At 36.5% G+C, this 21,836-nt stretch carries 19 protein-coding genes; 10 read left to right on the forward strand and 9 right to left on the reverse strand.

Annotation, left to right across the window (positions count from 1 at the left end):
• Positions 1 to 31: 31 nt before the first annotated feature.
• Both rpoC and KFE94_10935 read left to right on the forward strand, forming a co-directional pair.
• Positions 32 to 4,333: a DNA-directed RNA polymerase subunit beta' gene (gene rpoC, locus KFE94_10930; GenBank protein ID UTW65187.1), complete on the forward strand. Its 4,302-nt coding sequence runs from the start codon at positions 32 to 34 to the stop codon at positions 4,331 to 4,333.
• A 64-nt stretch (positions 4,334 to 4,397) separates the two neighbouring features.
• Positions 4,398 to 4,721, forward strand: a complete 324-nt coding sequence (locus tag KFE94_10935; protein ID UTW65188.1) for a DUF3467 domain-containing protein — start codon at positions 4,398 to 4,400, stop codon at positions 4,719 to 4,721.
• A gap of 3 nt (positions 4,722 to 4,724) precedes the next feature.
• On the opposite strand, the gene KFE94_10940 is transcribed toward KFE94_10935, so the two are convergent.
• A complete protein-coding gene (locus tag KFE94_10940) occupies positions 4,725 to 7,046 on the reverse strand; it encodes a patatin-like phospholipase family protein (GenBank protein ID UTW65189.1) in 2,322 nt (773 codons plus the stop codon).
• Between the two features lie 35 nt (positions 7,047 to 7,081).
• The gene (locus KFE94_10945; protein UTW65190.1) at positions 7,082 to 7,831 is read right to left on the reverse strand and encodes an ABC transporter substrate-binding protein; all 750 of its coding nucleotides are present in this window, start codon (positions 7,829 to 7,831) and stop codon (positions 7,082 to 7,084) included.
• A gap of 88 nt (positions 7,832 to 7,919) precedes the next feature.
• Here KFE94_10945 and KFE94_10950 point away from each other — a divergent pair, with 88 nt between their 5' ends.
• Both KFE94_10950 and KFE94_10955 read left to right on the forward strand, forming a co-directional pair.
• The gene (locus tag KFE94_10950; GenBank protein ID UTW65191.1) at positions 7,920 to 8,630 is read left to right on the forward strand and encodes a PorT family protein; all 711 of its coding nucleotides are present in this window, start codon (positions 7,920 to 7,922) and stop codon (positions 8,628 to 8,630) included.
• A 5-nt stretch (positions 8,631 to 8,635) separates the two neighbouring features.
• Entirely contained in the window at positions 8,636 to 9,547 is a 912-nt protein-coding gene (locus KFE94_10955; protein UTW65192.1) for an exopolyphosphatase, read from the forward strand.
• Here KFE94_10955 and KFE94_10960 read toward each other — a convergent pair.
• The gene (locus tag KFE94_10960; protein ID UTW65193.1) at positions 9,544 to 9,951 is read right to left on the reverse strand and encodes a hypothetical protein; all 408 of its coding nucleotides are present in this window, start codon (positions 9,949 to 9,951) and stop codon (positions 9,544 to 9,546) included. The two genes, KFE94_10955 and KFE94_10960, sit on opposite strands and share 4 nt — an antisense overlap.
• On the reverse strand, positions 9,951 to 11,294 hold the full coding sequence (purB, locus tag KFE94_10965; GenBank protein ID UTW65194.1) for an adenylosuccinate lyase: 1,344 nt from the start codon (positions 11,292 to 11,294) through the stop codon (positions 9,951 to 9,953). Before purB ends, KFE94_10960 begins: the two co-directional genes overlap by 1 nt.
• Before the next feature lie 214 nt (positions 11,295 to 11,508).
• Here purB and KFE94_10970 point away from each other — a divergent pair, with 214 nt between their 5' ends.
• The 6 genes from KFE94_10970 (at position 11,509) to KFE94_10995 (ending at position 16,270) form a co-directional block, all read left to right on the forward strand.
• Positions 11,509 to 12,072, forward strand: coding sequence for an RNA polymerase sigma factor (locus KFE94_10970; GenBank protein UTW65195.1), 564 nt, complete (start codon positions 11,509 to 11,511; stop codon positions 12,070 to 12,072).
• Between the two features lies 1 nt (position 12,073).
• A complete protein-coding gene (locus KFE94_10975) occupies positions 12,074 to 13,348 on the forward strand; it encodes a gliding motility-associated C-terminal domain-containing protein (protein UTW65196.1) in 1,275 nt (424 codons plus the stop codon).
• A 165-nt stretch (positions 13,349 to 13,513) separates the two neighbouring features.
• Positions 13,514 to 14,083 carry a hypothetical protein gene (locus KFE94_10980; GenBank protein UTW65197.1) on the forward strand — a complete coding sequence of 190 codons (570 nt, stop codon included), beginning with the start codon at positions 13,514 to 13,516 and terminating at the stop codon, positions 14,081 to 14,083.
• 128 nt (positions 14,084 to 14,211) lie between these two features.
• On the forward strand, positions 14,212 to 14,844 hold the full coding sequence (locus tag KFE94_10985) for an OmpH family outer membrane protein (protein ID UTW65198.1): 633 nt from the start codon (positions 14,212 to 14,214) through the stop codon (positions 14,842 to 14,844).
• Positions 14,845 to 14,846: 2 nt separating this feature from the next.
• A complete protein-coding gene (locus KFE94_10990) occupies positions 14,847 to 15,392 on the forward strand; it encodes a DUF4924 family protein (protein ID UTW65199.1) in 546 nt (181 codons plus the stop codon).
• Between the two features lie 11 nt (positions 15,393 to 15,403).
• On the forward strand, positions 15,404 to 16,270 hold the full coding sequence (locus KFE94_10995) for an MBL fold metallo-hydrolase (protein UTW65200.1): 867 nt from the start codon (positions 15,404 to 15,406) through the stop codon (positions 16,268 to 16,270).
• Here KFE94_10995 and KFE94_11000 read toward each other — a convergent pair.
• From KFE94_11000 to surE, 5 genes are read right to left on the reverse strand one after another with little or no spacing between them, the layout of a single operon-like run.
• Positions 16,241 to 18,361, reverse strand: a complete 2,121-nt coding sequence (locus KFE94_11000; protein UTW65201.1) for a ComEC/Rec2 family competence protein — start codon at positions 18,359 to 18,361, stop codon at positions 16,241 to 16,243. The two genes, KFE94_10995 and KFE94_11000, sit on opposite strands and share 30 nt — an antisense overlap.
• A 43-nt stretch (positions 18,362 to 18,404) precedes the next feature.
• The gene (locus tag KFE94_11005; GenBank protein UTW65202.1) at positions 18,405 to 19,571 is read right to left on the reverse strand and encodes a SpoIID/LytB domain-containing protein; all 1,167 of its coding nucleotides are present in this window, start codon (positions 19,569 to 19,571) and stop codon (positions 18,405 to 18,407) included.
• Between the two features lie 54 nt (positions 19,572 to 19,625).
• Positions 19,626 to 20,747, reverse strand: a complete 1,122-nt coding sequence (lpxB, locus tag KFE94_11010) for a lipid-A-disaccharide synthase (GenBank protein ID UTW65203.1) — start codon at positions 20,745 to 20,747, stop codon at positions 19,626 to 19,628.
• 14 nt (positions 20,748 to 20,761) lie between these two features.
• Positions 20,762 to 21,049, reverse strand: a complete 288-nt coding sequence (locus KFE94_11015; GenBank protein ID UTW65204.1) for a hypothetical protein — start codon at positions 21,047 to 21,049, stop codon at positions 20,762 to 20,764.
• The gene (surE, locus tag KFE94_11020) at positions 21,033 to 21,815 is read right to left on the reverse strand and encodes a 5'/3'-nucleotidase SurE (protein UTW65205.1); all 783 of its coding nucleotides are present in this window, start codon (positions 21,813 to 21,815) and stop codon (positions 21,033 to 21,035) included. The genes KFE94_11015 and surE overlap by 17 nt, the downstream gene beginning before the upstream one ends.
• Positions 21,816 to 21,836: the final 21 nt, after the last annotated feature.

The raw sequence follows: 21,836 nt of genomic DNA on the forward strand, positions 1-21,836 counted from the left end.
TTGAACTAAAGGACTTAAATTAGCATAAGCTATGGCTTTTAAGAAAGATACAAAACAACAAAGCAGTTTTAGTAAAATCACCATTTCGTTGGCGAGTCCGGAGATGATCCGTAACGCATCTAGTGGTGAGGTATTAAAACCAGAAACTATAAATTATCGTACTTACAAACCGGAACGTGACGGACTATTCTGTGAGCGTATTTTCGGACCGGTAAAAGATTACGAATGTCACTGTGGTAAATACAAAAGAATCCGTTATAAAGGAATCGTTTGTGACCGTTGTGGGGTTGAAGTTACTGAGAAAAAAGTAAGACGTGAGCGCATGGGGCACATCGCTTTAGTGGTGCCTGTCGCGCATATTTGGTACTTTAAATCATTACCAAACAAAATCGGTTATCTTTTAGGTCTACCTTCTAAGAAATTGGATACTATCATTTATTATGAAAAATATGTGGTAATCCAGGCAGGTATGGCAACTAATGATGATGGAGAACCTTTAAACTATCTTGATTTCTTAAGTGAAGAAGAATATCTTGATGCTTTAGACAGACTTCCTCAGGATAACCAGTATTTAGAAGATACAGATCCAAACAAATTCATCGCTAAGATGGGGGCTGAGGCTCTGGAAGATTTGTTACGTAATTTGGATTTGGATTCTCTATCTTACGAGTTACGTCATAAAGCAAATATTGAAACATCTCAACAACGTAAAGCGGAAGCGTTAAAACGTCTTCAGGTGGTTGAAGGTTTCAGAGATGCAAATCAAAGATTAGAAAACCGTCCGGAATGGATGATCATTAAAGTGGTTCCTGTAACTCCACCGGAATTACGTCCATTGGTACCTCTTGATGGTGGTCGTTTTGCAACATCTGATTTGAACGATTTATATCGTAGAGTGATTATTCGTAACAACCGTTTGAAACGTTTGATCGAAATTAAAGCTCCTGAGGTAATCCTTCGTAATGAGAAACGTATGCTTCAAGAAGCTGTGGATTCGTTATTGGATAACTCAAGAAAATCAAGTGCTGTTAAAACAGATTCTAACCGTGCTTTAAAATCACTTTCAGATTCATTGAAAGGTAAGCAAGGTCGTTTCCGTCAGAACTTATTGGGTAAACGTGTGGATTATTCAGCACGTTCGGTAATTGTTGTTGGACCAAACTTGGAAATGCACGAGTGTGGTATTCCTAAGAACATGGCAGCAGAGCTTTACAAGCCGTTTATTATTCGTAAGTTGATTGAGCGTGGAATTGTTAAGACGGTTAAATCAGCGAAGAAAATTGTAGATAAAAAAGAACCTGTTGTTTGGGATATCCTGGAAAATGTACTGAAAGGTCATCCGGTATTACTGAACAGGGCTCCTACACTTCACCGTTTAGGTATTCAAGCATTCCAACCTAAGTTAGTAGAAGGAAAAGCAATCCAACTACACCCATTAGCATGTTCGGCATTCAACGCGGATTTTGATGGGGACCAGATGGCAGTTCACTTACCATTAGGTAACGCTGCAATTTTGGAAGCTCAGGTATTGATGTTAGGATCTCACAACATTTTGAACCCTGCGAATGGTGCGCCAATTACGGTACCATCTCAGGATATGGTTTTAGGTCTGTATTACATTACTAAAGCTAGAAGATCAGAAGGAGATCATAAGATTATCGGTGAGGATATGACTTTCTACTCTCCAGAAGAAGTGGAAATTGCATTCAACGAGAAGAAATTAGAGCTTCATGCAAATATCAAGTGTAGAGTTCCTGTACTTGAGAATGGTGAGCGAGTAGAAAAAATCATTGAGACTACTTGTGGTAGAGTAATGTTCAATGAATTCGTTCCTGAAGAAGTTGGATTCATTAATGAGGTATTAACGAAAAAATCTCTTCGAGATATTATCGGTAAGATCATTAAGATTTCAGGGGTTACCAGAACCGCAAGATTCCTGGATGATATTAAGAGCTTAGGTTTCTACTGGGCATTCAAAGGTGGATTATCTTTTAACATCAATGATGTGATGATTCCAGCTGAAAAAGAAACTTTAGTAGATTCTGCGAAAGCGAAGGTAGCGGAGATTATGGGTAACTATAACATGGGTTTAATTACCAATAATGAGCGTTACAACCAGATTATTGATATCTGGACGCATACCAACTCAAAATTGACAAACATTTTGATGAATGCGTTAGAGAACGATAATCAAGGTTTCAACTCGATCTATATGATGTTCCACTCAGGTGCAAGGGGATCGAAAGAGCAAATTCGTCAGTTAGCAGGTATGAGGGGATTGATGGCGAAACCGAAAAAATCGGGAGCGCAGGGAGGATCGATTATTGAGAATCCAATTCTTTCTAACTTTAAGGAAGGTCTATCCATTTTAGAGTACTTCATTTCAACGCACGGTGCACGTAAAGGTCTTGCGGATACGGCATTGAAAACGGCAGATGCGGGTTACTTGACAAGAAGACTTGTTGATGTATCTCAAGATGTTATTATCTCTGCTGAAGATTGTGGTACTTTAAGAGGATTGAATGTATCAGCGTTAAAGAAAAATGATGACATCGTTGAAAGTTTGGTAGATAGAATTGTTGGTCGTACAGCAGTTCACGATGTATACCATCCGGAAAGTGATGAAATGCTTCTTGCAACTGGTGATGAAATAACAGAAGAAGTAGCAAAACAAATCGAAGATAGCGGTATTGAGTCAGTTGAAGTACGTTCAGTATTGACTTGTGAGACTGTTAGAGGAGTTTGTGCGAAATGTTATGGAACAAACCTGGCAACAAATAAGAGAGTTCAGAAAGGTGAAGCAGTCGGGGTTGTGGCAGCACAATCAATTGGTGAGCCGGGTACACAGTTGACACTTCGTACATTCCACGTTGGGGGTACAGCGAGTAACATTGCGGCTGAATCTAGTCACATTGCTAAATTCGATGGTAAACTTGTTTTAGAAGATGTTAAAACAGTTGAACATGTAAATGCTGAAGGAGAAACTGAGCATGTTGTTGTTGGTCGTGCAGGAGAGATGAGAATCATCGATCCAACTACGAATATGACATTGATGTCAAACAACATTCCTTACGGATCTATTCTTTTGATTACTAAATCTAAGAAGATCAAGAAAGGTGAGGTAGTTTGTTCCTGGGATCCATATAACGCAGTAATCGTTTCTGAATTTGATGGTGTGATCGGATTCCAAAATATTGAGGAAGGTCGTACATACCGAGAAGAATCAGATGAGCAAACTGGTTTCTCTGAAAAAGTAATTATTGAGAGAAAGGATCGTAAAATGGTTCCATTAATCAAAGTATCAGATGGTGATGGAAATCAATTACGTTCATACAACTTACCGGTTGGAGCGCATATTATCACTGATGAAGGAGATAAAGTAAAAGCTGGACAAATCTTAGTTAAGATTCCTCGTTCTGCGGGTGGTTCTAGTGATATTACAGGTGGTCTGCCTCGTGTAACTGAGTTATTTGAGGCTAGAAATCCATCAAACCCAGCAGTTGTTTCAGAGATTGATGGTTACATTTCTTTTGGTAAAATTAAAAGAGGTAATCAGGAAATTATAGTAACATCTAAGTCAGGTGAAGTGAAGAAGTACTTGGTTTCATTATCTAAGCACATCTTAGCTCAAGAAAATGACTGGGTAAAAGCTGGACAGCCATTATCTGATGGTGCGATTACACCAAGCGATATCTTATCGATTAAAGGACCTACAGCGGTTCAGGAATACATTGTAAATGAAATTCAGGAGGTATATCGTCTACAAGGTGTGAAAATTAATGATAAGCACTTCGAGGTGATCGTTAGACAAATGATGCGTAAAGTAGATGTTGTTGATGCTGGAGATACTAAATTCTTAGAGAAGCAAATCATTAACAAAAGTGATTTCCAGGCTGAGAATGATTGGATCTACGGAAGAATGGTTATTACAAACGCTGGAGATTCTAACGAATTAAAAGAAGGTCAAATTGTTTCTGCTAGAAAACTGCGTGATGTAAACTCTAGACTGAAAAGAAATGATCAGAAATTGGTTGAATATAGAGAAGCGTTACCTGCTACTTCTAAACCAGTACTTCAAGGTATTACCAGAGCATCACTTCAAACCGGAAGTTTCATTTCTGCGGCTTCGTTCCAGGAAACTACTAAAGTGTTGAATGAAGCAGCAGTAAAAGGTAAAGAAGATCACTTGTTAGGATTGAAAGAAAACGTTATCGTTGGACACTTGATCCCAGCAGGAACAGGATTAAATGAGTATGAAAAACTAGTTGTAGGTTCTAAACAAGAATTCAATCAATTGGTAGAATCAGATAGTCCGGATATTATTGATTTATAATAATTATTGAACACAAGAAAAGCCCCGTTTATCGGGGCTTTTTTGTAAACTAAAAAATTTAAAGATGGAAGAAAAAGACGCAAAACCAGGACAATTAAACATTGAACTAAGTGAAGAGATGGCTGAAGGAACATATTCTAATTTAGCTATTTTGACCCATTCACTTTCTGAGTTTATTGTGGATTTCGTACAAATTATGCCGGGTGCACCTAAAGCAAAAGTGAAGTCCAGAGTTATTTTAACTCCGCAACACGCAAAGAGATTGTTAATTGCATTGCAGGATAATATCCAGAAATATGAGCAGATTCATGGTCATATTAAAGAAGGTGAACCACAAGGTGGAGGTTCTATTCCAATGAATTTTGGAGGCCCAACAACACAGGCTTAATCACTATTTGTAAGCCGATTTGTTGAAAATGATATAACCGAAATTAACCAGTAACGTAAGAGGGAATTCATCTTCGGGACTTACGGTTTGTTCATTATAGTAATAGTTCGCAGAAAAACTTAGCGGTCCAAAAGGTGTTTGGTAAGATGCCACAGCAGAGAGAATAGAGAATCGATCTGCGAATGGAGTCCCAAACGCCACCTGGCCATCCTGATCCCGTTTAAAAGCCCGATAAGGTTGGAAAATATAAGCTTCGGCCCGAATCTGAAAATTCTTTACTGGTAATAAAACCAATTGCCCTCCAGCGCCAATAAACTTATTGGCATGGAAACTTTCCAAAAATAAAGTTTTACTATCCGGTGTTGGTTTAAATGATGGAGATTGAATTACGGTTGAAGTGTAGTTCTTAAAAAATGTCATTCCCGAATAAGCTCCAGAAAGAGTCATTCCCGCACGAAGTTTCGAGTTGATTCTAAAGTATTGTTGGTAATCCAGTTTTAGTTGTAAAAACGAGTGAGAAGTTCTGGCTTCTTCATTACCGGGTGTTATTGAACCCGGATGATAGAATTCGTTTCCACTGGTGTAAGTGGCTTGTGCAACCAAACTACGACCACTGTATGGGTATTGCTTTAAATTAAGTGAGTTGGATGATATGGTAACCTTATTATTTATAGAATTAAATAAGGTATAGTCAGTCGTATCTGTTGGTGAGAAGTTTCTGGTTTGATAATAATCCGATTGCATTTGAAGATAAGCAACTTCTCCGGTTAGTTTCAGATGATTTCCTATTGCGGTACCAAATTCGGCTCCGGCATACGTTTCACCTTCAATAATATAATTGGGCTTTTCAGATACAAAAAGATTGGATTGTCTACTTTCAAACCAGTTCCATTTATGTGTCACGAATTTTGGCATGATATAAAACGGAAGTTTTGAAGGAATATCAAATCTCGTAAAAATATTTAAAGCCTGATACATTTTTCCAAAATGCGTGTTCAATCCAAATTTAAAACCATAAGTAGAAAGGTTATTGTAGCTAAAACCTGCATAGCCGGTAGTAATAGGACGTGAAGCAATGTTTCCGCCCAGATCAAGTGTTAAAGATTTAATTGGTTCTATCTCTACGTGTGCATCATACTTTTGAGTGGTAGGATTGTAATGCATTGTCGTCCGTATATCTTCGATGTAAGACTCCTGAAACAAACGATAATAGTTTCGTTCAAAAGTCTTTAAATCCAGCTCTTTTTGCTTCTTTTTTTTGTGTTGGAGTGCAGACCCTGCGTAGGTAGCTTGTTTTTGATTGATGCCCTTAAAGGTGATGTCACCAATATTAATATCATTCTTTTTATGATAGAACTTGTTGGATAAATCAATATTACTGGTGGTTGTATCTACATTTAATGTTGCCACGTGAAATTTGATATGTTCTATATGTCTTAGAGCTGCAACATAACCCGAATCAATAGCTTCCTGAGCATGGGAAAAATTAAAGACACCAAAATTGGTTTCAGGTTCAATAAGCTCTCCTTCGCTACAATAGATGCTATAATCAGTGGGTTTAATTAAAATATTTTGTAGTTGGCTAAACAAGTCATCATCATCTGGTGCGTCCACGTTTTGTGAAACATTACTACCAATGATGTAATCCGGTTTAAAGTCCGAACACATGATATCCACAGGGAAATTATTATAGATTCCTCCATCGTACATCAAGTGTCCATTAATTTTTATAGGTCTTACAAAAAACGGATAAGACATAGAAGCTCTTAATGCTTCTGTTAGACTTCCGTTTTTGAACACAACAAGTTCCTTGGTCACCAAATCTGCTGCAACACATCTAAACGGAATCATCAAACTATCGAAGTTATAATTGGCAAGTTTTTCAGCTTCAGCTAAGAACTTAACCGCTTCAAAATCCATGGCCTCAGAGGAGATTACTTGCGAAGGCAGTAGAATGCTATAGCCTTTTTGAGACTTCTTGAAACGCAAAGAAATCATACTGGGCGAAGGATCCGGATGCGGATAGAAGTAATGAAACTGTTTGGGGATATCTCCGGTACTGATGTCTAAAAAATATCTGGATACAAAATACTTTTCAATATGATCAATAGGTACTCCCGTAGCATATAAGGCTCCGATCATAGCCCCCATGGAAGTTCCAGTGATGTAGTCGATGGGGATATGATGCTCTTCCAATGCTTTAATCACTCCGATATGCGCCAAAGCATCTGTCCCTCCACCGCTTAGAACCAGACCTACTTTTTGAGCAGGAAGCCAAAAGTTAATGAACATGGCTAGAATGGATAGGAGAATTATTTTACGCATATATGCAAATCTACATATTGAAAAGCAAAGAAGGCTTATGATACAGATGAAGCTTCTGTCAATAAATCAATAAAATAAGAGGGAGCGAGTTTCATTCGAGAACCATACCATGAAAACATTTCACCATCGACTAAAATAATCTTAGAATTGGGAAATTCACTTTTGAATTTGGGAAGGTGCTTTTCTTTAAATGGATACGGTTCGGAAGAAAGCAGAATATAATCGGGTTGGAGTTCTTTTAGTTGTTTTGATTCCATCATGGGATACCTGGAATCCGGCTCTTTGATCATATTTGTCCAACCCAATTCTTCTATCATGTGATGGATGAAAGTATTTCTTCCGGCAAGCATTATGGGTTCGTCCCAGATGAGATATGCTACTTTTTTTTGCGAAGGAGTGACCTGTGCAGATAATTTCTTGAATTCTGCTTTAATTTGAGTAATTAGCGCTTGTGCCTGATCCGTTGTATGCGTTTTAATTCCAAGCTCGGAGACCATATCCAATGCATCAGATAAAGTGAAAATATCTGTCACCCAGACATTACAATGTTTCTGTAGTTCTTCAATATCTGCTTGAGCATTCTCTTCTTTATTCGCAATGATCAGATCAGGTTTAAGATCAATTATTCGGTCAATCTTAAGAGATTTTGTCCCGCCTACTTTAGTAACTTTTCTGGTCTTTTCTGCGGGATGAATACAGAATCGGGTAACCCCAATAATATGAGCATCTAAACCAAGATCAAATAATAATTCTGTTAACGAAGGAACTACGGATATAATTTTCATATGTAAAAGATGATAAAGACAAACGTATAAATGTTAAATGAAAGTACATGTAATTTGTTAGATTTGTGAACACAGCAAGTAACGGAGTATGGCCAAAAAACTGATATTCATTTTAACTTTATTATTATCCGGTTATTCTGCTCAATCACAAATTTTGATTTCCATAATCTTTGGGGATAAATTAAACTCTGAAGGGTTAGAGTTTGGTTTGGATGGAGGTGTGAACTTTTCTCAAATGACCGGAATGGAATCAAAGAACTATGCGAGCAATTTCCATCTGGGATTTTATTTTGATATCAAATTAAAAAATCAATTTTGGTTGAACACCGGAGTTCTGGTTAAATCCAGCCAGGGGGCTGCTGAGCTAACCAAAAACGATGTGCTGGGCTTATATCCTGATATCAAAGCCTATCTTGATTCTGGGAGCTATAGTCAATCATTTGGGTATTTCAATGTTCCATTGATGTTAAAGTATAGATTAAAAAATCATTTTTTTATTGAAGGAGGGACACAGATGGCTATTATGATTAATGCCAGATTAAATTACGAATACAGTTTCGATGGAGTAGATGTTACGAGTTCTGCCGATAATATGGGCTCTTTTAATCGATTTGATATGGGGCTTATTGGAGGAATTGGATACAAATTGAGAAAAGGAACTGGGATGAATATCGGGTTGAAATATTATCAAGGTATGATTGATATTACCAAATCCGAGAATTTAAACAATAAGAATAGGGTAATATACTTAAAAGTAGATATCCCGATTGGAAAAGAAAAAAGTGAGTCAGGTAAATAGAGATAATGAGTAAAGGTTCGCAGATTGGAATTCGAAAGTTCGCGGCAATTGATATTGGTTCAAATGCGATGCGATTATTAATTGTGATGGTAGTGGAGAGTGGAGATCAGACCGACTTTAAAAAGGTTTCTTTAGTCCGCTTACCTATCCGTTTAGGACAAGAGGCATTTACCGGGCATAAGCTAAAAAAGTCTACTGTATCTAAGTTTTTGGAAGGTATGAAAGCCTTTAAAATCATCATGGATATTCACGAGGTGGAGGATTATATGGCCGTAGCGACTTCTGCTATGAGAGAAACTCAGAATGGAGATGGTATCATTCGATTTATCAAGAATAATACCGGGTTAGATATTAATATCATTGATGGAAAAGTAGAAGCTGAGATTATATTCAAAGCACATTTCAGGAAAAGTGTTTATAAGGATATCAATTATGTCTACGTGGATGTGGGTGGAGGTAGTACTGAAATTACAGTGCTTTCCGGACAAAAAATTTTGGATTCCAAGTCGTTTAAGATTGGAACAATTCGTTTAATGAACGATATGGTTTCGAAAGACAAATGGAAGGAGATGAAGGAATGGGTGAAGAAAAAAACTGAAGGTTTGGAACATGTAGAAATGATAGGTTCAGGAGGAAATATCAATAAGATATATAAACTCATGAATGCGACATATCCGCAGCCGGTATTGTATCATGAATTCAAAGCCATTAAACAGACATTGTCTAAAATGAGCTATGAACAAAGAATTAAAAGTTTCCAATTAAATCCGGATCGAGCGGATGTGATTGTTCCAGCGTCAGAAATTTATTATTCGGTAATGAAATGGGCCGATAGTAGTATTTTACATGTGCCTAAGATTGGGTTATCGGATGGTATGGTACAGTTGCTTTATGAAAAAAGTGAAGAGACGGTTTAAGAATCCGTCTTTTTCAATTCACCTGTAAAAGTCTCGCTTCCTTTTACTGCGGTAAAGGAATAACTGGTGCGTGAGACTTCATTGATCTTTACCCACATCGTATCACCTTTGGTGAAATTCAAATCATGTGCGTGATCCGTACTATCTAAAGTGAGGTAATATTCGCAATCTCCCACCCATTCTATATGATAGTAATCTGTGTAGATATACCCACCGTCTCCATGTAGATTATATTCTATTTGACGGTCTTTGGTACGTTCTACACGGACATCCTCACTGCCGGCATATTTGAAAGTACCTACTTTGAAGTATCCACAGGTGTTTTTATTGGGCTGTTGGCCTTCACCTTGACATCCGGTGAAGACCACAGCAAAAAATATGATAAACGAAAACCAGTATCTCATTAAATACCTGTATAGTTAGAAGGTGTGATTTGAGATAGTTCAGTTTTAAGTTCAGAACTGATTTCCAAACTTTCAATAAATTCTTGCATTACCTGACCATCAATTTTCTTATTGGTACGTGTTAAACCTTTTAACATTTCGTAAGGATTTGGAACACCCTCTCTACGTAATACGGTTTGAATCGCTTCTGCTACAACCGCCCAGTTATTTTCCAAATCAGCTGCAATTTTTTCTTCATTTAATAAAAGTTTACCTAAACCTTTATTCAAAGAACTTAAAGCAATCAGAGTATGTCCAAAAGGAACGCCTACGTTTCTAAGAACTGTAGAGTCGGTTAAATCACGTTGTAATCTTGAAATCGGTAACTTGGCACTTAAGTGTTCGAAAATGGCGTTGGCAATTCCGAGGTTTCCTTCGGCATTTTCAAAATCAATTGGATTTACTTTATGCGGCATCGCAGAAGAACCTACTTCTCCGGCTTTAATCTTTTGTTTGAAATAATCCATGGAGATATAAGTCCAGATATCTCTACTGAAATCGATTAAAATGGTATTGATTCTTTTACATGTATCGAATAGGTGTGCCATGTGGTCATAATGCTCGATTTGTGTAGTAGGATGCGAACGATATAACCCTAAATGTTTATCTAAAAACGAATCTCCAAATACTTTCCAGTCCTGACCAGGATAAGCCACATGGTGTGCGTTAAAGTTTCCTGTTGCACCACCAAATTTTGCAGCCCATTTGATTTGATTTAAAATATCCAATTGCTCATCGATTCTAGAAACAAATACTTCAATTTCTTTTCCTAAACGCGTAGGAGAAGCTGGTTGACCATGCGTTCTGGCCAACATAGATATTTGAGACCATTCCTGAGAGAAATGAACCAATTTGCTTTTTACTTCCTGAATAGCTGGAACGATATTGTCAATGACACTATCCTTCATTGAAAGTGGAATAGCTGTATTATTGATGTCTTGAGAAGTTAATCCGAAGTGAATAAACTCTTTCCATTGACTAATTCCTAATTCATCGAATCTTTCTTTAATGAAATACTCTACAGCTTTAACATCGTGATTAGTCACTTTCTCGATGTCTTTCATAGCCTGCGCATCATCTGGAGAAAAGTTGCGATAAATATCTCTAAGCGCTTCAAATTTTTGCGAATCAAAATCCGCTAATTGTGGTAATGGAATTTCACACAATGCAATAAAATATTCAATCTCCACAAGTGTTCTGTATTTGAATAAAGCCCACTCCGAGAAATATTTCGAAAGAGATTCAGTTTTAGATTGATAACGCCCGTCAATTGGGGTGATGGCTGTCAAAGCTGTAAGTTCCATTACTTTAAAATTTTAGAGCTGCAAAAGTACATTTTTCATATACAAGAAAAGTATTATTTGACTGATAAATTGGAGGTGAAAACGGTCTTTTTTTGTTACTAAAAATCAAAAAAAGAAGAAATATATATCGGGTGTCGAAAAAAAAATGTTTGTTCGCAATAATTAAGAAGCAACCATCATACAACTTTACGTTTAAGATAACAGTAATACGTTAATGAAGAATAAATCTCAGGATTTACATGAGATTATTGCTCGATGCAAAAAGGGTGATAGAAGGGCTCAGAATCTAATTTTTGAAAGATTTTTTGGGAAGATGAGTAGTGTGTGCAGACGTTATATCTCTGATATGGATGAAGCGCAGGATGTTTTGCAGGCAGGTTTTATTAAAGTATTTTCGAATATCGGAAGATATAATGGAGAAGGTTCTTTTGAAGGTTGGATTAGACGAATCATATCGAATACAGCGATAGATCATATACGTAAACAAAAAAAGATTTTCGTTTCTATTGATGCATCAGATTATGATTGGTTGGCTGAACAGGAAAATGAAGAGTTGGCATGGAATAAAACGCTGGTAAATGAAACTGAGCGTGTCATGAACGAAATTCAAAACCTGTCACCAGCTTATAGACTGGTTTTTAATATGTATGTCATTGAGGATTATTCGCACAATGAAATTGCAGATATATTGGGAATTAGCGTAGGGACATCAAAATCAAATTTGTCCAAAGCCAAGAGAAACCTTTTAAAGAACTTAGTGAAATTAGAAGAACAATAGAATGTCAAATAAATTAAATCCATTCGAGGAGCAATTACGAAAAGCTGCGGAGAACCACGAGGTACCGTATGACGCAAGTCAATGGGACAAATTGGAGCGCCAGTTAAATCAAAGTGGTGGAGCCCAAAGTTCTTCTGTGAAATGGGGATTATCAGCTGTAGCAGTAATGGTTATTGGTTTGGGTGTATATTTTTATCAAGATACAACACCTGAGGCAGCTCAACAATCTGAAGTATTAGTTGAAAGTAAATCAGTCTCTACCGAACAAGTAGTGAAAGATGAAAAAGAAACTATTGATATTTCAAATGAAATAGAAGCACCTAAAACAGAAGAAGAAATTCAGAATGATGAGGTAAAAGGTTCTGATGACAGTTCATCAAAACAAAAAACATTGGCGTCTACGACTGTAAAAGAAGTGGAACCAATTGAAGAAAAAGAAAGCGTAACTGAAACTGCTGAAGAAACAGAAAATAGTATTGCGGTTGAAGAATCCACTGAGGATCAAAAATCAACTGTAGATGTTCCTCAAGTTCTTTTAGCTAAAGAAACCATATGTGCAGGTGTAGAGTTAACAGGAACATTAGATGGTTTAGAAAGCGAAGATATCATATGGCATCTTGGAAATGGAGAGACGTTTGAAGGCTCTGAATTGAAGTATACATATTTAACAGATGGTGATTATGAAATCAAAGCTTATATCCCTTCTTTAAATCAATATGCAAAATCTGCTCATGTGACGGTACACCCGAAACCTGATGCGCAATTCTCTTATATTGAAAACATAGAGCGTGGTGCGATTCCGGTGGTTTATTTTTCGGCCAATACAGGTGGCGAGAAATATTATTCATGGGATCTGGGAGATGGACATAAAGTACGCGCAGAAGGTGTCGCACATACTTTCCGCAAACAAAAAGATTATGAAGTATCGTTGAGGGTAATGAATAAGTACGGATGTTTCTGGACAAGTTACCAACGATATACCAATGAGAAAGAATACAATTTATTAGCTCCAAATAGCTTCAGCCCCAACAGTGATGGCACCAATGATCAGTGGTTCCCTAAGTCTTTGACCACAGGGTACTACAACTTTGAATTAGTGGTGTATGATAGAAATCACAAAGAAGTATTTAGAACATCAGATCCTAACGTTCAATTTGATGGAAGAGTGAATGGTACCATTGCACCTTCCGGTGAGATGTTTATTTGGAAAGCCGATGTGGTAGATCCGGGTGGTATTCGACAAGAGTTTGGCGGAACAATAATTTCTATTTATTAAAAATAAACCATAGTAATTGCACGAAGGATATCTAAACATAGATATCCTTTTTTTATGGAATTGAATTTTTATTTAATTCCGGATGTAATAATGCAATTATGGTTAAACACATTGACTTTGCTCTTTTGTCGATTCACTTTTTATTTGTGGTAAACCTACTACAAAATGATCGCACAAATAGAAAACTTTTTTACAACCATATTCTCGAGTCGAGATGATGAGCGATTAAATCGCTTTGGTGAAGAGTCTGTTTTGAGACTCCCATTAGAAAGAACTGCTTTAGAACAAATTAGTTATACCAATTGGTTATATGGTGGTGGTATCACAAAAACTTTAGAAGAAATCAGACATACTCAGCTTCTGGAAGAGGAAGAACAAAGTATGCGTTTTGATTATGAAGATAATAGTTTTTGTATTCGACAAACGATCGATACTAAATTGGATGAATTTTATTTCTTATTTGATTATGTTAAAGAGATTTATTTGGGAGAAGGGTATCGGGTAACCGATGCGATCAAAGAATCAAAATCAGATCTGGATAGGTATATTGAAACAGAACGTTATGTGTTGATTGATTCAAGTACCCATCATTTAGTGAAGTTAGAGATCATCTCAGAGCATGGTCAACCGCTGAAAATTGTAGGATGGGGATATCCTACAGATGATGACGTTTCACACGTGAATCAACCAAGGTTTTTTAAGATCGTAAGTGAGATTTTTGATAAGGTATACTAGAAAGTATGCCAGTGTAGTAGAACATTAAAAAAGTATAAAATCCCCTAAAGCTCTCATCGAAAGGTGAGGGCTTTTTTATTTTGATCATTTACATTTGCTCGCAAGAAACTTTAAGGTCAAGAATTATTATGAGAATTAGAGGATATAGAGCATTAGTAGGGATTGGATTACTGTCTGTTGTGATGGTGGCTTGTGAGACAAATAAAGAAGAGGCGAAGCCAAATGAAGTAGCTCCTGTTGTTGAAGAAAAAAAGCCGGTTGTTGAAGAAGGACAAAAGATGAGAGTGGTTGCAATGATCAATTCTGATACGATTATGGGGCAGTATGAGTATGCAATATTCTTAAGAGATGAACTTACAGCCCAAAAATTAAAATATGAAGGTTTATTGCGTCAAAAGGAATCTAAACTTCGTGCAGATATGGAAAAGTTCCAAAGAGAAGCGAGTACTTTAACGCAGTTCGAAGGACAGGTTAGACAAAAAGCTTTGTATGAAGCCCAAGATAAGTTTCAAATGAAGCAAGAGGAATATGCGCGTAAATTATATGAGTTAGAAGAAAGTTATAATCGTGACATTGACCGCGCCATTAATGAGTTTTTAGATAGGTATTGTGAAGACAAACCTTATGAAATGGTTTTGAGTAATTCTAATTTGGGAATTATACGTTGGGCGCATGAAAGTTTAGATATTACCAATGCGGTATTGGAAGGTTTAAACGCGGAATACGCTGAGCAAAATACAACTGAAAAATCAGCGGAATAAATATGTTAGAAGCAGATAAAAAGCGTTCTGAGAATATCATTGAATATTTGCTGTATATGTACCACACCGAAGATGTGATACGTTCATGTCAATTAAATCTGGACTTAATAAAGTCTGCGATTATTGACCCTTCCGGGTTGAAGGATGAAGAGAAGAAAGAACTAATGTCCTGGTACAAAGAGATTGTACATAAAATGGAACAGGATAATATCGAGGATAGAGGTCACCTTCAGGAGTTGATTGATATTATAGGCGAGCTGTCATATTTGCATAGCAGACTGATTAGTGATCAAACCAACGACAAGTACAAATCCAAGTATGATGCCGCAAATTCACATTTAGTAGAGATTTCTCAGAAATCTTCTGGAGCCACTTTGAATCCAATTGAGTTGGCTTTGAATGGAATTTACGGAGTGATGACTTTGAAAATGAAAAAGCAGGATGTATATCCGGAAACGATAGAAGCAGTAAAGACTTTTACGGAGTTCTTAGCCTATTTAGGAAAAGTATATCACCTGGTAAAAAGAGGTGAGTACAGATTAAATTAAAAGATGATCATATGAGAATTTATCCATTAAATACCGGGAATTTTAAACTAGACGGAGGCGCTATGTTTGGGGTAGTTCCAAAGAAACTGTGGGAGCGAACCAATCCGGCAGATGAGAATAATCTATGCAACTGGGCGATGCGTTCCATGTTGATTGAAGATGGTGATCGTTTGATATTAATTGATAATGGTATTGGGGATAAACAAGACGATAAATTCTTTAGCCATTATTACTTAAATGGAGATGATTCTTTAGATGGAAATCTGGCGAGGTTAGGATATCATAAAGATGATATTACAGATGTATTTCTTACGCATTTACATTTTGATCATTGTGGAGGAAGTGTCGTTTGGAATAAGGATAGGACCATGCTTCTACCTGCATTTAAAAATGCAAAGTTCTGGAGCAATGAGAGGCATTGGAAATGGGCTACTGAACCTAATGCCAGAGAGAAAGCATCATTCTTAAAAGAAAACATTTTACCGATTCAGGAAAGTGGACAATTAAATTTTATTCAAAGATCTGAAGGTGATTTTTTAAAAGACTCAGAATTGGGATTTGATATTTTATTTGCGGATGGCCATACGGATGCGCAGATGATTCCGCATATTAAATACAAAGACCAAACGATTGTATTTGCTGCTGATTTGTTACCATCAACAGGACATATTCCATTGCCATATGTCATGGGATATGATACACGTCCGTTACTGACTCTGACTGAAAAAGAGAAGTTCTTAAAATCTGTTGCAGATAATAAGTACATGATCTTCTTTGAACATGATTCTGTAAATGAATTATGTACTCTAAAACATACTGAAAAAGGTGTGCGTTTGGATGAAACTTTTTCATTTAGCGAGGTTTTTGGTGGTAAATAATTCTGGTTCTTGTTGCTCATTTAATTTGATCTTGATTGCTCCGACATCACTTAAAGAAAAGAGTTTCCATTTATTCTTCTTACAGACCTTTTGTAGCTGAATCCTCGTGTATTTTTTTACGAATGGGCCAGCAATGATGCTAGGTGTAGTTTCTAGACCAGTTGTTGGGAATTCTACTTCCTTATTGGTGTTTACATAAATGAGATGAGGTTGAAAAGCTTTGATTTGTTGGGGTGAGTACAACTGATTTTTATCAATATAGAGAATTCTGGTGTTTCCAAATTCATACACTGGAGATTGATGTGTTTTAATGTTTGAATTAAAAATATTTAGCCCCTTAGACCACCAATGATGGAAAACAAAAAATTGCATTTGTTCTGTATTTTTAGTGAGCCTCCTCGAACCGTAAAATGTGTTTTGATAACCCGAGTTAAACTCCATTGAAAATTGTTTGCCTGTATGATAGAAGGTGATTTCATTTTGATGTAGTTGCTCCCATTTTTCTATGGTTTGGGTTATTGTAATACAGCATAGAAAAATCAAAGTATAAATCACGAATTTAGGTTTAAACTGAGTGAACCATATAATAACTGAAATGGTGAGTAAATAAATGATCCAGGTTTCTAAAACAGAGATATCTAACCCTTGAATGAGCGCCTTCGGAAGATCATGAATGAAGGCTACAAATTGATTTAGTATAGAAATACTATGATAAAGTATTTCAGATAGAACAGATGAAATAAAAGGGATCCCGTGAAATAACTGAAAACAGATCGCAATTGAGATTAAAAGAAAACCAGCAGGAATGATGACCAGATTCGAAAGCAAAAAGTAAGAAGGGAATTGATGGAAGTATAGAATTCCTAAAGGTGCTGTCGCGATTTGGGCACAAATTGAGACGCAGGTAATGCTCCATGCTTTATCCAATAAAGTGTATCTAAAAGTAAGTAGTTGATATAAGAAAGGATATAAATATAGTATCCCGATTACAGCTAAATATGAAAGTTGAAAGCCTACTTCCAAAAGCATATAAGGTCGAATGCATAAAATGGCAAAGGCGGATAGCGCAAGCGTGTTATAGACATTGCTCTTTTTATCTAGTAGTCGTGCTAGAATTAGAAAAGAAAACATGGTCGCAGCTCTAAGTACTGAAGGAGATAATCCGGAAATGAATGTGTAGCCCCAAACACTAAGTATTAATAACATAGATAGAATATGAGAACCATGTTGGAGTTTTTTTAGCCAGGAAAAACAGAACTGTATTATCATAAGAATAATGCCTACATGAAGTCCGGAAACAGCTAGAATATGCATCGCTCCTGCACTGGAATATGCTTGCTTAATGTCGGTGCTGAGAGTATCCTTTTTACCTAAAGTTAAAGCACTGATTAAAGCCAGTTCATCGTTTTGTAAACCAAAATCTATATAATTCTGAAGTAATTGATTTCTTATCAGAATTGATAGATCTCTTATGGAGAAATCATTGTTGGGTGAAGTTGTAAATTGATCCGATTGGAGATAAATTCGATGATAAATGTAGTGATGTGCGAGATATCTTTTATAGTCAAACTCATTAAAGTTTTGAGGAGGATCAATCTCTTGAGGGTGGGATTTAAAGGAGAGTACGTCTCCAAATGAAATATGTACTGAGCTATCTTTTTGAATGTAAACCAAACATTTACCAGAAGCCGGAATCCAATTATAATCATCTTTTATTTGGATGATTTCTAAAGTGGTTTTGATCGATTTGCCCTTGATTTCAGGTTCGGAAATGACGCGGCCTATATAGGATTGAATTTGGGCAGAAGGTTGATGAGAGAAATGATCTGAATTGAATTTTTCAATTTTACTGTTGGCTAGAAAATAGCCTATTCCAAAAAACAAGGAAATGCAAAATATGCCGAAATGCCATCTACTTTTATATTGGGTCCCAAGTTTCGAAAAGTATAGATAAACGATTTGAAATCCCCAAAGACCAACGATGGTATACAAAAATGGAAATACCTGATTAGGGTAATAAAACGATACTATAATTCCTATGCAAAAAGGAATGAGTAGCCGGATTAAGGGTACTTTATTGAGCCAAGACATGACTCTAAATTAATGAAAATAAATAGAATATGAAATTAGATGTCTATTGCCCGGATTCTAAAAGGTCCATTGTGCTTAGATTAACAAGATGGACGTCTTTGTAATAGAACATTAAAATGTCTTCAAATGGAATCCCCATCAAAGCCATTTTCATAGCTCCCTCTTGAGATAAGCCGACCCCATGACCAAAACCTTTTCCTTCGATGATTACATTGTCTCCTTCTGTTTTAACACAGAAGTCGGTAGAACGTAGTCCAAATCTGGAACGTACGGTAGTCAACTTGATGGTGTCTTTAGGTAGAAAATAGTTCTGACGTTTCACTGGACAGTAGCTTAAAAGATATTCTCTAATTTTTGGGTCTTTTACGTTTACATGATACTTTGTTTCAAATGTCCCCAGCCATTTTTCAATACTAATTTTTTTCTCCCATAGATAATGGGGTTGACCGATACTGAAGGTATCCTCAACTGATCTTAAGTATGGCATTTTACGTGTCCAAACCTCTTCAGAATTATGCGTTTGCCCACCTGAATTAGAATGAAAAACTGCTGAGATTAAGTTCATATGATCATCCACTAAAACCAGATCTTTGGTTTCTTTTACTGCACGCAGAATATCCTTGTTTTTTGTGCGGCCTTTATATACCTGAGAATCTACTCGGTCACAAAGATTGAATCCTTCCGATTCATACTTGTTGATATTTCTTAGCGCATAAGTTCTGGTGATGATGGCCTGTACTTTATAGTATTCCAGATCATTTCCATTACCGGATTCCCATTGAACCACTCCTGCAACATAGTTTGCTAGTTTGGCATCGTTTAGAATTTTAAGTCTGTTTTCTGACGCATAGATTCTAAAATTATCTTCATACACCCGATTAGGTAGTTTGGGTTTACTGGACTTGATATTTAAGCTACTGGTATCATTAACTTCAATGATCTCTACTTTGTTAAACGAACCAAAAGTTGTACTTAAGTTTTTGACTTTGACTTTTTTACCATCTGTACTGATATGGAACATATCACTGGTTCCAAATGGAATTTCAAGTTTGCCATCTGCAATTAACTTGTATTCACCTCCACGTACAGAAACAATAATGGTTTGCGGGCGTTCATTCCAAAACAGCCCTAAAACGAGATGTTCTCTTTGCTGACCAATTGCAAAGAATGAACTCAGGAAGAGAAAAAGTAAGATGAAACGTTGTGTCATATGGGACTAAAAACCTGAAAATGATGCCAAAAATAATATTTTCAAAAATCCATTCTAAGATTGCAAATATTTTAACATCATTTTTGCGGTTCTTTCCGAAGCACCAGGATTTCCAAGTGCTTTTCGAAGCGCCACATATTCGTTCATCATTTTGGTATGATAATCAGGATTCTTTAAGATTAACTTTAGTTCTGCAGATGTTTTTTGAACGGTAAGATCCCCTTGTATAAGCTCCTTAACCACCTCGGCATCTAAAACCAGGTTTACCAATGAAATGTATTTGACTTTTACGAGTCTTTTTGCGATTTCATATGAAATAGAATTTCCCTTATAACAAACCACTTGAGGTACATTGAACAATGCTGCTTCTAACGTGGCGGTACCAGAGGTGATTAACCCGGCTGTACTATGATGCAAAAGATCATACGTCTTACCAAAAAGAATAGGTAAATCAGTTGTTCCAGCTACATGATGATAAAATTCTGTTTTTTGAGAAGGAGCTCCGGCAATGACAAATTGATATTCCGGGAATTGTTTAGCAGTTTCTAACATTACGGGTAGCATATGACGAATTTCATCATTACGACTTCCAGGTAACATAGCTACAATCGGTTTATCTCCAAGTTGATTTTCTTTTGTGAAATCTTTAAATGATTGACTCTCATTTTGGAATTGATCAATCGCATCCATAAGAGGATGACCTATGAACTCCACATCATAATCGTAGTTTTTATAGAATGGAACCTCAAATGGAAAAATGACAAACATTTTGTCAATCGTCTTTTTGATTTTCCATGCGCGACTTTGTTTCCATGCCCACACTTTAGGAGAGATATAGTAAAGTGTTTTAAAATTGTTTTTCTTGGCCCATTTCGCGATGCGTAAATTGAACCCCGGGTAATCTATGAAGATCACAGCATCGGGTTGAAACTCCGCAATCTGAGATTTACAAAGTTTTTCATTATTCAAAATTGTTCTGATGTTTTGAAGAACAACTAAAAAACCCATGAATGCCAAATCTTTATAATGCTTCAAGATTTTAGCTCCGGATTGCTCCATTAAGTCACCACCCCAGGCCATAAACTCAGCATTCGGATCTTCTTTTTTTAGAGTTTTGATGAGGTTACTTCCATGTAAATCTCCGGAAGCTTCCCCTGCTATTAAAAAGTATTTCATGGGTATTAAATCAATTATAAATATTTAAACATATCCGTATAATAATACAGCATATGTAACATGACGCCCAGGAAGGTCACAATCAAAATTCCTTTTCCAATATTATCCTGATTACGTTTAATCATAAATTGTCTCATTACAATAGCGTTGACAGCAATAAGCACCAATTGGAATTTTTCACTGATTTCACTAGAAACATATCGATCGGCCATATCCATTCCCAAAATAAAGATGGTATAAATTGCCAATGGAAGCAATGTACCAATGACTAAGCCGACCCAAATTTTATCTTTCTCCAACATGATTAAAAAGTTTTGTCATATTCTTAATTGAACTGTGGGCAGTCATATCAAATTGCGTAGGAACTATTGACACATATCCATGATCTAAGGCCCATAAATCCGTGTCATCTCCAACTTCATAGTTTACAAAATCTCCAGTCAACCAGTAATATACATGTCCACTAGGATTGGTTCTTTTATCAAACTTTTCCTCCCAGTTGGCATTGGCCTGATGACATACCTTGATACCTTTCACTTCGCTTAAAGGTAGCTTCGGAATATTTACATTTAAACAGATTCCGGAAGGAAGTCCATTTTTTAAAACATGAGGAATAATAAGTTCAGCAAAATGTTTTGAAGCGGTGAAATCGGCATCTGCGCTATAATCTAACAAAGAGAACCCTATCGCAGGAATGCCCTCAATACACGCTTCAACTGCAGCAGACATGGTCCCTGAGTAAATGACATTGATAGATGCATTTGAACCGTGATTAATTCCGCTAACTACTAAATCCGGTTTTCTATCCAGAATCTCATTTACCGCTAATTTTACACAATCCACTGGAGTACCACTGGTACTTAAAGTTTTGACATTTCCATTTTCCGAAACTTCATTTACATGTAAAATTGAATTGATGGTGATTGCATGACCCATAGCCGATTGAGGCTTGTCTGGAGCAACTACAATAACATCTCCAAATTTCTTTGCAACTTCTACAAGTGAGTTGATTCCTTTGGCTGTAACACCATCATCGTTGGTAACCAGAATTAGTGGTTTTTTTGACATAGTTTTTTCAATTTGGTACGA

Source organism: bacterium SCSIO 12643 (assembly GCA_024398135.1).
Lineage (GTDB): Bacteria > Bacteroidota > Bacteroidia > Flavobacteriales_G > Salibacteraceae > CAJXZP01.

Excerpts from the sequence above, each read along its gene's own strand:
- KFE94_10980 (UTW65197.1), top strand. The coding sequence starts at position 13,514 with ATGATCGCACAAATAGAAAACTTTTTTACAACCATATTCTCGAGTCGA.
- KFE94_11015 (UTW65204.1), bottom strand. The coding sequence starts at position 21,049 with ATGTTGGAGAAAGATAAAATTTGGGTCGGCTTAGTCATTGGTACATTG.
- purB (UTW65194.1), bottom strand. The coding sequence starts at position 11,294 with ATGGAACTTACAGCTTTGACAGCCATCACCCCAATTGACGGGCGTTAT.
- KFE94_10950 (UTW65191.1), top strand. The coding sequence starts at position 7,920 with ATGGCCAAAAAACTGATATTCATTTTAACTTTATTATTATCCGGTTAT.
- KFE94_11000 (UTW65201.1), bottom strand. The coding sequence starts at position 18,361 with ATGTCTTGGCTCAATAAAGTACCCTTAATCCGGCTACTCATTCCTTTT.
- lpxB (UTW65203.1), bottom strand. The coding sequence starts at position 20,747 with ATGAAATACTTTTTAATAGCAGGGGAAGCTTCCGGAGATTTACATGGA.
- KFE94_10970 (UTW65195.1), top strand. The coding sequence starts at position 11,509 with ATGAAGAATAAATCTCAGGATTTACATGAGATTATTGCTCGATGCAAA.
- KFE94_10975 (UTW65196.1), top strand. The coding sequence starts at position 12,074 with ATGTCAAATAAATTAAATCCATTCGAGGAGCAATTACGAAAAGCTGCG.
- KFE94_11005 (UTW65202.1), bottom strand. The coding sequence starts at position 19,571 with ATGACACAACGTTTCATCTTACTTTTTCTCTTCCTGAGTTCATTCTTT.
- KFE94_10985 (UTW65198.1), top strand. The coding sequence starts at position 14,212 with ATGAGAATTAGAGGATATAGAGCATTAGTAGGGATTGGATTACTGTCT.
- KFE94_10940 (UTW65189.1), bottom strand. The coding sequence starts at position 7,046 with ATGCGTAAAATAATTCTCCTATCCATTCTAGCCATGTTCATTAACTTT.
- rpoC (UTW65187.1), top strand. The coding sequence starts at position 32 with ATGGCTTTTAAGAAAGATACAAAACAACAAAGCAGTTTTAGTAAAATC.
- KFE94_10995 (UTW65200.1), top strand. The coding sequence starts at position 15,404 with ATGAGAATTTATCCATTAAATACCGGGAATTTTAAACTAGACGGAGGC.
- KFE94_10945 (UTW65190.1), bottom strand. The coding sequence starts at position 7,831 with ATGAAAATTATATCCGTAGTTCCTTCGTTAACAGAATTATTATTTGAT.
- KFE94_10960 (UTW65193.1), bottom strand. The coding sequence starts at position 9,951 with ATGAGATACTGGTTTTCGTTTATCATATTTTTTGCTGTGGTCTTCACC.
- KFE94_10990 (UTW65199.1), top strand. The coding sequence starts at position 14,847 with ATGTTAGAAGCAGATAAAAAGCGTTCTGAGAATATCATTGAATATTTG.
- KFE94_10955 (UTW65192.1), top strand. The coding sequence starts at position 8,636 with ATGAGTAAAGGTTCGCAGATTGGAATTCGAAAGTTCGCGGCAATTGAT.
- surE (UTW65205.1), bottom strand. The coding sequence starts at position 21,815 with ATGTCAAAAAAACCACTAATTCTGGTTACCAACGATGATGGTGTTACA.
- KFE94_10935 (UTW65188.1), top strand. The coding sequence starts at position 4,398 with ATGGAAGAAAAAGACGCAAAACCAGGACAATTAAACATTGAACTAAGT.